Origin of the sequence: Hyalangium sp. (genome assembly GCF_045802625.1) — a bacterium.
Classification (GTDB): domain Bacteria; phylum Myxococcota; class Myxococcia; order Myxococcales; family Myxococcaceae; genus Hyalangium.
In genome coordinates this window covers 1-14,414 of sequence record NZ_JBJMQP010000095.1, presented here as the reverse complement: position 1 = coordinate 14,414, position 14,414 = coordinate 1, and the positions used below count along the sequence as shown (strand labels likewise).

At 69.4% G+C, this 14,414-nt stretch carries 11 protein-coding genes and 1 pseudogene; 5 read left to right on the top strand and 7 right to left on the bottom strand.

Going from position 1 to position 14,414, the window contains the following annotated elements; translation table 11 throughout:
* The first annotated feature begins 270 nt into the window (after positions 1-270).
* On the top strand, positions 271-720 hold the full coding sequence (locus tag ACJ8AT_RS17255; RefSeq protein WP_407738837.1) for a hypothetical protein: 450 nt from the start codon (positions 271-273) through the stop codon (positions 718-720).
* 1,376 nt (positions 721-2,096) lie between these two features.
* Here the strand turns inward: ACJ8AT_RS17255 and ACJ8AT_RS17250 are convergent.
* The 5 genes and pseudogenes from ACJ8AT_RS17250 to ACJ8AT_RS17230 all read right to left on the bottom strand — a co-directional run.
* Positions 2,097-3,001 (bottom strand): annotated as a pseudogene (locus tag ACJ8AT_RS17250) (hypothetical protein); the annotation flags it as partial.
* Between the two features lie 325 nt (positions 3,002-3,326).
* Positions 3,327-5,885 carry a M1 family metallopeptidase gene (locus tag ACJ8AT_RS17245; RefSeq protein WP_407738836.1) on the bottom strand — a complete coding sequence of 853 codons (2,559 nt, stop codon included), beginning with the start codon at positions 5,883-5,885 and terminating at the stop codon, positions 3,327-3,329.
* Between the two features lie 98 nt (positions 5,886-5,983).
* Positions 5,984-6,766, bottom strand: a complete 783-nt coding sequence (locus ACJ8AT_RS17240) for a hypothetical protein (RefSeq protein WP_407738835.1) — start codon at positions 6,764-6,766, stop codon at positions 5,984-5,986.
* 45 nt (positions 6,767-6,811) lie between these two features.
* The gene (locus ACJ8AT_RS17235) at positions 6,812-7,384 is read right to left on the bottom strand and encodes a hypothetical protein (RefSeq protein ID WP_407738834.1); all 573 of its coding nucleotides are present in this window, start codon (positions 7,382-7,384) and stop codon (positions 6,812-6,814) included.
* A gap of 14 nt (positions 7,385-7,398) precedes the next feature.
* A complete protein-coding gene (locus tag ACJ8AT_RS17230) occupies positions 7,399-8,121 on the bottom strand; it encodes a hypothetical protein (protein ID WP_407738833.1) in 723 nt (240 codons plus the stop codon).
* Positions 8,122-8,461: 340 nt separating this feature from the next.
* Here ACJ8AT_RS17230 and ACJ8AT_RS17225 point away from each other — a divergent pair, with 340 nt between their 5' ends.
* The 3 genes from ACJ8AT_RS17225 to ACJ8AT_RS17215 are packed head-to-tail and all read left to right on the top strand — an operon-like array spanning position 8,462 to position 12,196.
* Positions 8,462-8,944, top strand: a complete 483-nt coding sequence (locus ACJ8AT_RS17225) for a MarR family winged helix-turn-helix transcriptional regulator (RefSeq protein ID WP_407738832.1) — start codon at positions 8,462-8,464, stop codon at positions 8,942-8,944.
* A complete protein-coding gene (locus tag ACJ8AT_RS17220) occupies positions 8,931-10,817 on the top strand; it encodes a chloride channel protein (protein ID WP_407738831.1) in 1,887 nt (628 codons plus the stop codon). Before ACJ8AT_RS17225 ends, ACJ8AT_RS17220 begins: the two co-directional genes overlap by 14 nt.
* A gap of 8 nt (positions 10,818-10,825) precedes the next feature.
* Positions 10,826-12,196 (top strand): phosphatidylglycerol lysyltransferase domain-containing protein, encoded by a 1,371-nt coding sequence (locus tag ACJ8AT_RS17215; protein ID WP_407738829.1) that lies wholly within the window; start codon positions 10,826-10,828, stop codon positions 12,194-12,196.
* Here the strand turns inward: ACJ8AT_RS17215 and ACJ8AT_RS17210 are convergent.
* Together ACJ8AT_RS17210 and ACJ8AT_RS17205 are read right to left on the bottom strand one after the other, a co-directional pair.
* Positions 12,193-12,432 carry a DUF2171 domain-containing protein gene (locus ACJ8AT_RS17210; protein WP_407738828.1) on the bottom strand — a complete coding sequence of 80 codons (240 nt, stop codon included), beginning with the start codon at positions 12,430-12,432 and terminating at the stop codon, positions 12,193-12,195. The two genes, ACJ8AT_RS17215 and ACJ8AT_RS17210, sit on opposite strands and share 4 nt — an antisense overlap.
* Before the next feature lie 67 nt (positions 12,433-12,499).
* Positions 12,500-13,042 carry a tetratricopeptide repeat protein gene (locus tag ACJ8AT_RS17205; protein WP_407738827.1) on the bottom strand — a complete coding sequence of 181 codons (543 nt, stop codon included), beginning with the start codon at positions 13,040-13,042 and terminating at the stop codon, positions 12,500-12,502.
* A gap of 70 nt (positions 13,043-13,112) precedes the next feature.
* Here ACJ8AT_RS17205 and ACJ8AT_RS17200 point away from each other — a divergent pair.
* Positions 13,113-14,414, top strand: a 1,302-nt coding sequence (locus ACJ8AT_RS17200; RefSeq protein WP_407738826.1) for a tetratricopeptide repeat protein, incomplete at its 3' end; no start/stop codon positions are given.

Here is a 14,414-nt window from a genome sequence, read left to right as displayed (position 1 = left end):
ACGGTGCGGGCGAGGCGTGATCAGTCGGGCGGAAGGGGGTGAACGCCATGCTGAGCGCCGTGAGGAAGCTGCTGGCCTCGACACTCACCCGAAAGATGATAGCGGCCGTCGTCTTCGCGCTGGCCGAGCATCTTCGGCAGCGGGTGAGTCACGGGTCGTAGTGCCCGGAGAGGAGGCCCGTTGCGGATGTGGCGGGGCTCCTCTTGCCTTTGGAGAAGGTCGCATCGTCGAGGTGCGGCCTTTACCACTCACCCCAGGAGGAACCGCACGATGCACAAGGCCATCAGCTTGAGTGCAGAAATGGCGGAGATCAGGAACGCTGTCGAGGGGGCTCGCTTCCTCGCGGATGAACTGGCCACAGGCGGCCTGGAAGATCGGAAGCGCGAGCTTCAAGCCCCGCTTACCATCTCGGCCATCCTGGTCCTAGTGGAGCTGAGGCTCCATCAGGTCGAGCGCGTGCTGCGGGGGGAGGAAGACCCGCTGCTGTTGTGGGCTTCGCACAACGACGTGTCTCCCATCCAAGCCGAGGATGAGGAGCACGACCTGGTGCTCCGTTCGTGGAGCGAGCCAGGGGAGGAAGAGGAGCCCTCGCCCCGGAAGAGGGCATCGAAGTCCCCCGTGCAGGGCACGCCCAGGAGAACTGGCCCGGCGCCAGAGACTGCACCCGATCAACCTGGGGAAGATGGCGATGAGCCGCCCACCACGGAGCCGAAGAGCTGAGACACCCGGTACCGGGAACGTTCACCGGGCGCGGGGGAATGCAGGACGCGATCTCCGGCTCTGGGGCTCCGCGTCTTGTTTTTTATTTCTCATGGCGGAACCTCGGGCATGCAGCCTGGGGCACGAGGTTTGTTGCGAAAGTGGCCGGGGAGTTCCGCAGGTGATTCCCGAGAGCAAGAAGTCCTCGGAGGCCGTTGACCCCTCGTGCGCGAGGAGCGAGAGGGCGAACACAGGGTACGGTCATCAGAAGGGCATGGCCGTAGGTCGCCCACACTCGGAGATGGCCCCCTCCAGGTGGATCCCAAAAATTTCGAGTCCACCCCCAACACCCAGGATCCATGACGGAGCCGGGCCCGTGAAACAAGGACCTGCGGCAAGGGAACCCCTGTCCCCCTGGGGTGAAGCCACGTTGGCGCAGCCACGTAGCCTGGATGAAATGACACCCCGAACTCCTCAAGGATGAGGCTGGCCAGGCGCGTGCAACTCCACAGCTCGGTGGGGAAGCCGTAGTCCGTCGGCCTTTCGCTCAACCAGCGCTCCACAATCTTCTCCTGGGTATGCGTCAGCTTCCGCGGGCGTCCAGCATGGAGCGCGCTTATGCGGGAAGGCGCGCAAACTCCTCGATGGCCGCGAGCAGATCTTCGCGAACGGGAGCATCTCCAGGGAGTTGGTGCCCTGGTTGCCCCAGAAACGACTCGACGCCCGAAAGGATGGCACTGCACAGGTGGGAGCCTTCCACCTCTCCCAGCAAGGTCGTGCCACATCGGACGGCAATGCGCCCCTTCCCTCCCCTCCGGAATTGGACGGAGAACGAGGAGTCAGTCCCAACAAACGTGTATTCAACCTGTCTCCCAACCAGGAACCGGCGCAGTCCGTCGAGAAGTTCCACAATGGCAAGACAGATCATCATTGCTTGATCTGGAACTTTGCCCCGCGAGGTGCAGATGCCTTCTTCCCCAGCGAAGGACATGTGTCCCAGCTCATAGCCCGAGCGTGCGGAAGTTGTCCGTCCATCGACCCATTCGCATTGGAAGCGAAACATCTCATCCCCCTCCCTTGACCGGGAACATGGTGATGACTCGGTTGGCGTCGTCTGAATCCACCACCAGCCGAACCACATCACTTCTGCCATTGATCTTTATCTTCATCTGGAAGGTCTGGAGGTGTCTGCCAGGAGTCGAGATCCGATTCCCGTTCTTGACGATTTCCTCAGCAGCTTCCTGGAGCTGGGCACGGGTCGTTCCTGGCGCGAAGAGGTCACCCGAGCCATTCGGATGATTGCCTGTGATGTGCCTGCCTTCGATGTGTTGCCAGCCCTCGTTGAGGTTCCCGTCCTCAATCCGTGGAGGCGTCCGGTGGGGTGCTCTCGTCGTGGCTGTGCTGCCATCGCCGATCATCCCCTGGGCTGTCATGGCAACCGCCGTGGCAGGCAGGGAGATGACAATGGTGCTTCCGACAACGGCCACCGCACTCACCTGTCCCACGTTCGCCAAGTTAATGCCAAACCGTGAGGCCCCCGCCGCCGCTGCCTCCGAGAAACTGGGCAGCATCGACAGCCGCGAGGACAGCAGCGCAGCGCCCCCGGTCATGCCATGGCTCACCACCACCGTCACCGCGAGGACGAAGACGCGGGCTACCTCCGGTCCCACCCGGTTCGCGAAGCGCTTGCTGGCGTGCTCCAACTCCTCCCAAGTGGTTGCCCGGTCACTGGCCCACTTCAGCTCCCGGCTCGCGTCCACCAACTCCAGGAACGTCTCCACTCCCAGGTAGATCAGCAGGAGCGCTGAGACGATGGCCGCCGCCTTGGTGAAAACGGGCTCGGGGTTGGCCGCCAGGACGGCCCAGGTGATGAGGCCCGTGGCGATTACGGTGTAGAAGAGCTGGGGGGCCAGGGTGTTCTCCACCGCCTTGGCGATGCTCTCCTTGAGCGGATCGATCGACAGGCCCAGGGCGACCCCCAGTTTGTCCCACGTGCTCAGGCCCAGCACGTCATCGAGCAGGGAGAGGCAGGTCTCCTTGCGCTGGCCCGGCTCGCAGAGGCCTCCGAAGCTCTTGCTCATCAGGTGCTGCCAGCGGGTGTCCGGGTCTTCTCTGGGGTAGGAGGCGCGCACCAACCAGCCTTGCTGGGGTGGGCCGCGTCCACCTTCACGGGCTGGGTCGAGGTGGGCGGCGTGTACTCCAGGGGCACCCCCTGCCCCGTGTCGAGGCGTACCACACGCGGAGTGGCGCACGCATTGAGCAGAACCAGGAGCAGGACCGCAGTGGTCAGACGAGTTGCCATGGGGCGCCCTCCAGATCCAGGAGGGATCCAGCCTACGGGATCGTCGCCCCAGAGACGATGACGGCCCAGGTCCTGTTCGCATCCCCCACGAGAGGGTGAAGCTGCCCGGCGTCCTCCACGGTGCATCACTGTGATCCGGAAAATCGCGGCCGTCGGCCTGCTCGATGAGGCGGCCGCCCGGATTTCTGGAGACATCCTGGAGACGAAGATCGCGCCGAAGGAGAAACCCGAGCGCTGAAAAGACGAAGGGCCTGGAATCTTTGAGGGTTCCCTCTCGATTCCAGGCCCCGCTATTGGCGAGGAGTACGGGACTTGAACCCGTGGCTCACGGCTGGCGCTTGAGCCAGGTGACCACCTCCGGGCCGGCCCGCTCGCGCAGCGCCACGTCCTGGCTGAGCCGCTCCAGCGTCTGCGCCATCGCCTGATGGGCCTCGTTGACTGGGTTTGCCTGCAGCAGCGCCTTCGCCTCTTCGTACTGCTTGCGATCCCGCAGCGCTCCCATCGCCTCGACCACCCGGCGCAGCAGCATGGGCGCGCCGCCCGTGCGCCCCAGCACGTCCTTCCACTGCTTCTGCATCGTCGCCCACCAGGCGTCCCGGCCCGTGCGGTTGCCCAGCAGCGCGCTCAGGAAGATGGTCGAGTCCTGCATCTTCACCGCGTCCGTGAAGAACAGCTCCTGCCCGCGCCTGGCCAGCGCCGGATCCTCGAACGAGGCCAGCGCCGACAGGTAGCGCCGCTGCGTCGCCGGATCCGGCTCCGCCTTCATCTTCGCCAGCAGCGTGTCGAACAGCGCCGCGTCTCCCGAGCGCGCCACCATGTACACCGAGCTGTCCAGCAGGTTCGGCTCCAGCGCCGAGTTGTCCCCCGCCAGCACCTTGGCCACCCGGGGCCGCACCTCGTTCAGCGCCGGCCCTCCACGCGCGAGCACGCCCACCGCGCGCACCAGCGCCGCGCGCCGCAGCTTCACCCGATCCGTCTCTCCCGCCGCCGGCTGCCACCCGAGCTTCGCCAGCCCCGGGCTCAGCAGCCGCTCCACCCAGCGGCGGAAGCGCTCCTGGTCCTCTCCGTCCACCAGCCGCGACTCCACGTAGCCCAGCCGCCCCACCAGCTCGTCGAGGACCGCGTCGTCCTCCTCACTGCCGTAGCGGCTGGCCAGCTCCAGGAAGTCCGCCGCCGAGGCCTGTCCCGAGCGCACCAGCGCCCAACGGTCCGCCAGCAGGGCGATCCGCTCGGAGGGATCCAGCGCCCCCAGGCTCGCCGCCAGCTTCGCTAGCGCCGGCCCGTCGTACGCCACCCGGTAGAAGCCCGTGGAGCCCGCGTTGGCGCACAGCCACTTCACCTCGCCGCTGCCCTCCAGCGTCACCGTGGACTGCTCGGCGCGCAGCACGAGGCGCTGCTCATGCACGCCGCCGCCGTCCTCGAAGCGCAGCACCACCGGCACCGGCCAGCGCTCGCCGCTGGACACCCCCGGCTCCGAGTAGAAGCGCCGCTGGCTCAGCGACACCTTGCGGCCCTCCACCTTCACCGCCAGCACCGGGTAGCCGCTCTGGCCGATCCATGCGTTGGCCAGCTCCACCACCGGCTGCGACGAGGCCGCTCCCAGCGCCCGCCACAAGTCATCGGCCACCGCGTTGCTCCGCGCGTGCGTGCGCATGTACTGGCGGATGCCCTCGCGGAACGGGCCTTCCCCGAGGAAGCCCTCGATCATCCTCAGCACCGCGCCGCCCTTCTCATAGGTGATGAGATCGAAGCTCTCTCCGGCCTCGCTCGCGTTGCGCACCTCGCCGCGGATGGGGTGCGTGGACTTGAGCGCGTCCAGGTGCAGCGCCGCCGCCTTGCCCGTGTCGAAGTCCAGCCACACGCGCCAGTCCGGCCGCCAGCTGTCGACGATCTTGTAGGCCATCCACGTGGCGAACGCCTCGTTGAGCCACAGATCGTCCCACCACACCATCGTCACCCAGTTGCCGAACCACTGGTGCGCCAGCTCGTGCGTCACCACCTCGGCCACCCGCTTCTGCACCGACAGCGGTGCGGTGGCCGGATCCAACAGCAGCGCCACCTCGCGGTAGGTGATCAGGCCGGCGTTCTCCATGGCGCCCGCCTCGAAGTCCGGGATGCCCACCTGATCCACCTTGCCGTAGGCGTAGGGCAGCCCGAAGTACTCCTGCAGCCGAGGCAACGCCGCCAGCGCCGCGTCCTGCCCGAAGCGCGTCAGGTGCGCCTTCTCCGGCAGCGACCACGTGCGCACCGGCACCCCGTTCACCTGCTGCTCCGGCGTGCCCACCAGCGGCCCCACCACCAGGGCAATCAGGTAGGAGCTGAGCACGTCCATCTCCTGGAACTTCACCGTGCGCAGGTTGCCCTCGACTGTGTCCGAGACGACCGCGCCGTTGGACAGGGCCACCAGCCCCTCCGCCGGAGGAATGCGCACGGAGATGGCCCAGCGTGCCTTGAAGGACGGCTCGTCGAAGCAGGGAAAGAGGCGCCGAGCGTCAGCGGCCTCGAACTGGGTGGCGGCCACCTTGCCCGCCAGGTACAGGCCCCGGAGCCCCTCCGTGAAGCGCCCCGTCCACTCCACATCCAGCGAAGCCGCGCCCGTGGGCAGCGGCGCACCGAACTGGAGCACCACCGTCTCGCTCTCGGCCACGTTCCGGATGGAGGCCGGCGCGCGCTGCTCGTTGCCGGCGCGGAAGGTCACCTTGCCCACCTGCAGCGCGATGCCGTGGAGGATGAGCTCGTTCGTGGGCGTGGCCACCTCCAGCTCGATGGTCTGTGAGCCGGAGAAGGAGCGCTCCTCCAGGTTGATCGTCACCGTGGACGCGTAGCGGCGGGGGAGGACAGTCCGAGGGAGGCGGAAGTTCTTGTCTTCGGTTGGGTGAGCCATAGGGTCCAGGAATCTAGCCCTACCTCGCACGGAGGCTCACGAAGATTGGTGGCGGTGGGGGGCTCCGTCCGCGCCCGTGTCCAGCGCTGGACCTTGTCTCAGCCCGGGTTGGCCGCGACGAAGAAGACGGCCGCCGCGCCCACCAGCACCGCCGCGCCGCCCGCGTAGACCCACGGGCTCTCGTACCAGGCGCGGTGCTCGATGACGGAGAGCTGCAGCGGGGCCTTGGGGCTGGCGGCCCGCGCCAGCGTGTTGCCCTGCGCGTCCAGCGCCTCCACGAAGTACCAGGCCGTGAAGTGGGTGGAGTTGGCGGGCGTGGGCAGCTCGCCCTCGCACGTGCCGTCCTGGCAAGCCATGGGAGCGGCGCGGTAGGGACCGTCCGGAGCGGTGGCGTGGCGCAGCAGCACCTCGCTCGTCTTGTTCTGCGGATCCTTCAGCGAGGCCCGCACGCGCCGGGGTTCGCTGGCGTCCTCGCGCGGGAGCACCTCCAGCTTCGGCCGGGCGGCGAGCTGCGCGCGCACCCGCTCCAGCAGCGCCACCTGCTTGGCTGGGGCCCCGGCCGGGAGCCGCACCCACGCGTCCAGCTCCAGCGCCTCGGCGGTGCGCTGCTCGGCGTTGGCCACGTCCTCCAGCATCAGGTGGATGTAGCCCAGCTCCAGCAGGGCCTGGGCGCGCTCGGTGGCGGGGCGGCCCTCGATGCCCAGGTAGCGCTGGTACTCCACCATGGACTCCTCGTAGCGGAGCTCGCCGGAGAGCTTGCGCGCACGCTCCAGCACGGCCCGCGCATCCTCGGCGGGGGCCTGCGAGAGCAGCGCGGTGGAGGCGGCGCGCGTGGGCGCGTCAGGAGCGGCGGTCAGGAGCAGGAGCGTGAGCGAGATCACCAGCTCCAGCGTACCCGAGCCCCGCTCCCGAGTCCGCCCCGGGGCTCACATTCCTCCCACCTCCAGCGCGCCGCCGACGTTGGGGAAGTACTTCGTCACCGTGGCGCGGAAGATGATGTCCTTCAGGAGGATGTTCACCGGAAGCGTGTCCGTGCCAATGCCCACCTGCTTCACCGTGTTGTTGACGATGATCCAGATGCGCTTCTTGCCCGCGGCCTGCACCAGCACCGGATCCGTGATGGTGACGGGCCTGGTCTCCCCGGGCGTGAAGGACTGCGTGGGCAGCAGCACGAAGGCTTCGTTGAAGTACGCCGGGAGGTTGGTGGCCGTGTAGAGCACGGGGTTGTCCGGTGTGGCCTGGCCTTTGAAGGACAGCCGGGCTCCCGCCTCCAGGGTGAGCGACTTCGTGGGGTTCACGATCGTCAGGCTCGTGGAGATCTCCTCCACGTGGATGTCGGGGCCCACCGCTTCGTCCGGTACGTCGATGGCGACCTCGGCGTAGACGGGCTGCAGGATGGAGGTGACGGGGACGGTCTGGTTGAAGGGCTGGGTCTCGACGGCCACCTCGGCCGAGCAGGCCGTGAGCAGCAGCAGGCAGGGGAAGAGAGCGCGGTGCATGGGGCGGCTCCTCATCAGCGGAAGGTCCAGGAGAGATCCACCACGGGCAGCACGGTGAAGCCGCCGCCCGGGAACACGGGGTCTTCAATGGCCACGTACGCGGCGCCGAGGGCCAGGCCCAGGTTCTCGCCGCCGTAGCGCACGCCGGCCGCGGCCCGCGGCTTGGTGCTCCCCTTCAGGCGCGCGCCGGCCTCGGCGATGACCGTCCACGCCCGGGTGAGCTGGAAGGCCGCGGCGCCCGTCACGGCCAGGTAGTCCGAGTCATAGTGGGCGTAGCGCGCCTCGCCTTGCACCGTCAGGGCGCCGAGCACCAGGCCATAGGTGGCATAGGCGGTGGGGCCCGTCAGCGTGGGCTCGAAGCGCAAGAGGGCGGGCTCCCGCGACTCGAGGATGGAGGAGTAGACGGACGCCCCCACGAAGTGGGTGTAGCGCGCGCCGACCACGAAGCGGTGCGGCCCGGCCTCCACCGCCCAGCGCAGGCCCAGGTTGGGAGCCAGGAACACGTCCGCGTAGAGCGAGGTGTCCAGCGCGAGCCCACCCACCAGCGGCACGGCGGAGCGCTGAAGCCCGAGCACCGGGCGCGCGATGACGGCCGCGGACTCCGTGGTGAGCAGCCGCCCATCGCCAGCGGCCGGGGGAGTCTCCTCTGCCTGCTGGGCATGAGCGAAGGAGGAACTCAGAACGAGGAGAGCCTGACAGAGCAGCCCGGCCCGTGAGAAGCGGCGGGCGAGGGACATTAGAGGATTCAAATCGCTCGCTCCTGGAGAGCGTGAGAGGGGCGCTCTGTATTGCTCCAAGTGTCCCGAGTTGGATCTCCTCTCGCGCCGGAATGTCAACCACTCGGCAGGACCCGCAGCGGTAGACGGGCTCATGGGACGCCGCAGCCCGGCTTGCGGTCTGGGGGCCGGGCGAGGGAGCGGCAGGGGGCTGGCCGCGAATCCCCGCTTGCGCAGCTCTGTCCGGGGCCGTTACCTTCGCCGCGAAAGATATATGGGAGCCCATATAAATTCACGGCGACGTCAGGAACCGCCCGCTCCGGAGAGGAAGCGGGAGCACACGGAGGACATTCGCAGGGTGATGGACTCCATCCGGCGCATCGTGCGGCTGTTGCGTGTGTCCGCTCGCGCCTCCGAGCGGCTGGTGGGGATCAGCGGCGCCCAGCTCTTCGTCCTGCAGCAGCTGGCGGAGGCCGGGGCCTGCTCCATTGGCGAGCTGGCCGAGGCCACCCTCACGCACCAGAGCTCCGTCTCCGTCGTCGTGAGCCGGCTCATCGAGCGGGGCTTCGTCAGCCGCCGGGCCTCCGAGGTGGACGCTCGCCGCGCGGAGGTGACGCTCACTCCCGCGGGCCGCACGCTCCTGAGCCGCGCGCCGCCCATGGCGCAGGCCCACCTCATCTCCGGGCTGCGCCGGATGGATGTGGCCGAGCGAGGTGCGCTCGCGCAGGGGCTGTCGGCGCTGGTCCGGGAGATTGGCGCCGATGCGCAGGCTCCCACCCTCTTTTTTGAAGACGATGCGCCCCCCCGGCGCCGAAAGCGGACACAGAACCATGAAGAAACCTGAGATCTCCGAAGTGGGTGAGGGCATCTCCCACGAGGTGCTCCCGGTCGCTCCGTCGATGGGGCCCGCGCTGGAGAGCGTGCGTACTCCCACGGCGATGGAGCCCGTGGATCGCCGGGTCGTGTTCATCAGCGGCATCTCCATCCTGCTGGCCATCGCGGCGGGCCTGGTGGCGCAGATCCTCACGCGGCTCATCCACTTCGTCACCAACCTCGCCTTCTACGGCCGGCTCTCCCTCTCGCCTGTCTCTCCGGCGGACCATGCCCTGGGGCCTTGGGTCATCATCATCCCCGTGGTGGGCGCGATCGTGGTCGGGCTGATGGCGCGCTATGGCTCTCGGGCCATCCGTGGCCATGGCATCCCCGAGGCGATGGAGCAGATCCTCTTCAACCAGAGCCGCATCCCGCCGCGCATCACGTTCCTCAAGCCGCTGTCGGCGGCGGTGGCCATCGGCACCGGCGGGCCCTTCGGCGCGGAGGGGCCCATCATCGCCACCGGCGGTGCGCTGGGCTCGCTCGTGGGCCAGCTCATGAAGGTGACCGCGAACGAGCGGAAGGCGCTGCTCGCGGCCGGCGCCGCGGCGGGCATGGCCGCCACCTTCGGAGCGCCGGTCTCCGCGGTGCTGCTCGCGGTGGAGCTGCTGCTGTTCGAGTACCGCCCGCGCTCGGTCATCCCGGTGGCGCTGGCCACGGCCACGGCCACGGGGGTGCGCATTGCCTTCGGCGGGGGCGCGCCGGCCTTCGGCATGCCGGATCTCGTGCAGCCGGGAGGCGCCGCGCTCGCCTGCTACATCCTCGTGGGAGCGGTGATTGGCCTGGTCTCCGTGTTCGCCACCCGCGCGGTGTACGCCATCGAGGACGGCTTCGAGAAGCTGCCCATCCACTGGATGTGGTGGCCCGCGCTGGGCGGGCTGGTGGTGGGCGTGGTGGGCTACTTCTCGCCGCGCACGCTGGGCGTGGGCTACAGCAACATCGAGGACATCATCAGCGGCCGGTTCGTCGGCTCGGCGATGCTCTTCTTCTGCTTGATGAAGTTCCTCTCCTGGTCCATCGCGCTCGGCAGTGGCACCTCGGGCGGCACGCTGGCCCCGCTCTTCACCATTGGCGGTGGCGCTGGCTCCGCGCTGGGGGCGCTGCTCGTGTGGCTGGCGCCAGGGCTCGGGGTGGACATCCGGATCGCCGCGCTGGTGGGCATGGCCGCCATCTTCGCGGGGGCCTCTCGCGCGCTGCTCGCCTCCGTCGTGTTCGCCTTCGAGACGACTCGCCAGCCGCTGGGGCTCTTGCCCCTGCTCGGTGGGTGCGCGGCGGCCTACCTGGTCTCCACGCTGCTCATGCGGCACTCCATCATGACGGAGAAGATCGCCCGCCGCGGCGCTCGCGTCCCCTCCGAGTACGCCGTGGATGTGCTGGCCCACGCGCTCGTTCGCGACCATGGGCTGCGTCAGGTGGTCACCCTGAAGGCGGACGACACCCTGGAGTCCGTGCGCGCCTGGCTCGCGTCTCGGGCCCCCGGGACGGGCCACCAGGGCTTTCCGGTGGTGGGCGCGGATGAGCAGCTCGTGGGCGTCGTCACCCGAAGGGATCTGCTGGATGGATCCGAGCCGGGCGGGCGTCGCGTGCGCGAGCTGATCCAGCGCCCCGCGGCCGTCGTCTTCGACGACTCCTCGTTGCGCGAGGCGGCGGACCACATGGTGCGCGAGGGCGTGGGGCGTCTGCCCGTGGTACGCCGCGATGCGCCGACCCGGGTGGTGGGCATCCTCACGCGCAGCGATCTGCTCGGGGGGCACCAGCGGCGGCTGGACGATGCCTTTCGCCGCGAGCAGGGGATTGGTGGTAGGAGGCCGCCTCCGGGGCCTCATGAGCCGAGCCCCGCCTGACCGTCCCCATGGCCGAGTCCTTCCCCCAGCGCGAGCATGAGCAGGTCCTCCGGCTGCTCAAGCAGTACGGCTGGAACGCCACCTCGTTCCAGGTGCTCGAGTCGGGGTTCCGCTACTGGTTCGATCCGAAGGGCGACGCGTGCGTCGCGTATGTGGACACGGGCGGCGCGTGGGTAGCGGCGGGTGGCCCCATCACGTCACGCGAGCGCGTCGCCGAGGTGGTCGCCAGCTTCGAAGCGGCGGCTCGCGCGCAGGGCCGGCGGGTGTGCTTCTTCGCCACGGAGAAGCGCTTCTCCGAGCTCGTCCCGGTGGAGGCGATGCTCATCGGCGAGCAGCCGACGTGGGATCCCAACCGCTGGGAGGAGACGCTGCGCTCCAGCCGCAGCCTGCGAGAGCAGCTCCGGCGGGCTCGGGCCCGAGGTGTCACCGTGCGCCGGGTCGGTCCTGAGGAGCTACGGGACGTGAGCCACCCGACGCGCCGAGCGGTGGACAAGCTGCTGGCGCGCTGGCTCGCGTCGCGGCGGATGGCGCCCATGGGCTTCCTCGTCCAGCTCTCTCCCTACGAGTACGCCGAGGAGCGCCGGGCCTTCGTGGGAGAGCTGAACGGTGAGGTGGTGTGCTTCCTCTCCGCGGTGCCTGTCTTCGCGCGGGAAGGGTGGCTGCTCCAGCACGTGGTGAGGGATCCCCGGGCGCCCAACGGCTCGGCGGAGCTCATGGTGGACGCGGCCATGCGCGCCGCCGCCTCCGAGGGCCGCCGCTATGTGACGCTGGGGTTGGCGCCGCTCTCGGGCGAGCTGGAGCCGTGGCTGCGCGCGGCGAGGTTCTGGGGCTCGGCGCTCTTCGACTTCGAGGGCCTGCGCGCCTTCAAGGCGAAGCTGCGGCCTCACGCGTGGGATCCGATCCACCTGGCCTGGCCCTCGAGGACCAGCACCCTCTGGCCCGTCTATGGCGCCCTGCGCGCGTTCGCTCAGGGCAGCTTCATCCGCTTTGGCCTCGCCACCCTGCTGCGCCGCGCGGATCTGCTCGTCCGCCTGCTGGCGCTGCTGCTCATCCCCTGGACGGCGTTGTTGGCGCTGCCCTTCAATACCCACCGCTTCCCCTCGCGGGGCATCCAGTGGGCCTGGGTGGTCTTCGACGTGGGACTGACTGGCGCGCTCCTCGAGCTGGTCCGGCGCTGGCGCTCCTGGCTGGCGGGGCTGCTCGGTGGGGTTGTCGCGCTGGATGCCTGTCTGACAGCCTGGCAGGCCGTGGCTTACAACGCCCCAAGAGCCAGCGGGAGGCTCGACTGGGCCATCATCGCGGCGGCGGTCCTGGCGCCCTCCACGGCGGCCTGCCTGCTCGGGTGGGCGTGGCGCCATCCGCCTCCGGCGTACTCCTAGGGCCGGGAGGCTGCCTCTTCCTCGGGAGGGATGGGCGTGCCCGAGCGGGCGAGGATGAAGACATCCTGCCCCTCCACGCGCTCCACCATGTGCAAGGTGAGCACGAAGTCCCGCCGGGCCGGCCAGCCCTGCTCCAGCTCGAACTGCGTATCTCCCAGGGTGGCCACCGTGCCGAGCTTGCGGCCCTTGCCGTCCCTGACGGTCATTCCTTCGCGGAGCTCACCTGGGTCGATCATCGCTTCCTCCTCTTTCGCTGTGCGCAGCGGATCCTTCCCTCTTGTGCAACACCGCGCACGGGGGGCCTCATCCTTTCGAGCGGCTCAGGCGCTGCTGTTGATCCAGGGTGTGCAACAGCCGCTCCGCCTGCTCCTGGCTGTCAGGCGCCGCTCGCTTCGATTTGAGCACCCGGGACAGCAGTCTCCGGGCCTTCGCTGGCTCCTCCAGCGGACCCGCGTAGAGCTTGGCCATCTCGAGCAGGGCGTCCCCGTCTCCCAGGGCCGCGGCCTTTTCGAACCACCGGATGGCCAGCCGGAGCCGTCCCTCGTCCCGGTAGAGGGTCGCGATGTTGTTGGCCGCGGCCGCATCGCCCTGCCGCACGGCCCGCCGGTACCAGGACATCGCCTGGGTGCGAGAGCGGCTGACGCCCTGGCCCGTGTCGTAGAGGTAGCCCACGGTGAGCTGCGCCCGGGAGTTGCCCGCCTTCGCCGCCTCGAGGAAGAGGCGGAAGGCCTCCGCGATACGCCCCCGCTCCAGCAGGCGCGACGCCTGGGCGAAACCCGTGTCCTCCGAGCTGCTCTCTGGTGCTCGCTCGCGGCCATTTCTTCGACTTCGAACTCGACTCGCCATCTCGGTTCGCCAGCCTGACACAAGGTGCCCCCCTTGCGCTTGCCCCTCCTGTTCCGTGTTCAATGAGGCCATGGCGATGGTGTCCACCCAGCCGGCTCCCCCCAACTCCCAGCCTCAGGAGCAGGAGGACACTACCGTTCCCATTCCCTCCCTGCCCCTGGAGGCTGATCCGAGCGGCTTCACGGAGCGCGCCCCCGCGCTCCTCTCGCTGCTGCCGGATGAGGCGCTCACGCTGGCTCTGTCCCGGGGAGATGGGTTCGCCGTGCATGCCGCGCTCGCCGCCCGGCTGGCGCGCGAGTCCTCGGGCGCCGCACGGGACACCCTCCGAGAGCTCCTCGGCAACCGGGCCCTCTTCGTCATGGCCGAGCGTCCTCCCCAGCTCAGCCACTTCCTGGGCACCGGGGTGTCGCTCGTCGGGCTCCCAGCGCCGGAGCAGCAGCAGACGCCCTTCATCGCCACCCGCGCCGTCTGTGTCCTCGGCGTGCCGGTGTGGCCTCTGGGGGAGCACCTCGTCCAGCGCGGCCGGGACGGGCGGCTCGAGGTGCTGGGGCGCGCGGTCGCAGCGTCGGGCTCCACCAACACCTGGCGGTGGCTGGGGGTTCTGGGTCTGGCAGGCGCGGGGCTCGCGGCCGTGGGGCTTGGGCTGGCGCCGTTCGTCGTGCGCGAGGTGCAGCTCGCCAACGGCCTGTCCCGGCCCGTGGAGGTGCGCCTGGATGACCGCACCGTCACGCTCAAGCCCGGGGAGCTCGTCCGGCAGCAGGTCTACAGCCTGGGCTCGCCGTACCACGTCGAGGCGCGCTGGCCCGGCGCGCAGGAGCCCTTCGAGGCGCTCTCCCTCGAGTCGAGCCAGCGCGCCGTCTACAACGTCCTCGGGGCGGCCTCGCTGGGGGTAGGGAACCCGGCGGAGGAGCTCCTCCCGGCCCCGTTGGAGGGCCGCACCGCGAGCCTCGAGTCCGACGAGCGGGTGGACTGGCAGGGCGACTGGGAGAGCAAGTTTCGCGGGTACGCCAAGATGGGCCGGTCACGCGATGCCGCGAACCTGGCCAAGGCCGTCTTTCTGGCGGATCCCTCCGAGCTGAAGGTGGGCGAGGACGCCGCGCGCATGCTGGCCCGAAGCCAACCGCGCGAGGCGCTCGGGTTCGCCGCGGATCTCCAGCGGAGGTTCCCGGAGGATCCCGCCCTCAACCGGCTCGCACAGGAGCTCTTCATCGCCCTGGACAAGCGCGAGGAGGCTTTCGCGCAGTACAACGCCTGGGCCCAGAAGGATCCAGGCTCCGTCCAGAGAGCCCTCTGGGCGGCCCGGGTCGCTCCGCTGAACGAGCAGCGAGCCCTCTACGCCCAGCTACGGGAGCGCTTCCCCGCGTCCCCCGAG

Coding starts and splice junctions, on each gene's coding strand:
- ACJ8AT_RS17255 (WP_407738837.1), top strand. CDS start 271: ATGCACAAGGCCATCAGCTTGAGTGCAGAAATGGCGGAGATCAGGAAC.
- ACJ8AT_RS17245 (WP_407738836.1), bottom strand. CDS start 5,885: ATGGCTCACCCAACCGAAGACAAGAACTTCCGCCTCCCTCGGACTGTC.
- ACJ8AT_RS17235 (WP_407738834.1), bottom strand. CDS start 7,384: ATGCACCGCGCTCTCTTCCCCTGCCTGCTGCTGCTCACGGCCTGCTCG.
- ACJ8AT_RS17230 (WP_407738833.1), bottom strand. CDS start 8,121: ATGTCCCTCGCCCGCCGCTTCTCACGGGCCGGGCTGCTCTGTCAGGCT.
- ACJ8AT_RS17225 (WP_407738832.1), top strand. CDS start 8,462: ATGGACTCCATCCGGCGCATCGTGCGGCTGTTGCGTGTGTCCGCTCGC.
- ACJ8AT_RS17220 (WP_407738831.1), top strand. CDS start 8,931: ATGAAGAAACCTGAGATCTCCGAAGTGGGTGAGGGCATCTCCCACGAG.
- ACJ8AT_RS17215 (WP_407738829.1), top strand. CDS start 10,826: ATGGCCGAGTCCTTCCCCCAGCGCGAGCATGAGCAGGTCCTCCGGCTG.
- ACJ8AT_RS17210 (WP_407738828.1), bottom strand. CDS start 12,432: ATGATCGACCCAGGTGAGCTCCGCGAAGGAATGACCGTCAGGGACGGC.
- ACJ8AT_RS17205 (WP_407738827.1), bottom strand. CDS start 13,042: ATGGCGAGTCGAGTTCGAAGTCGAAGAAATGGCCGCGAGCGAGCACCA.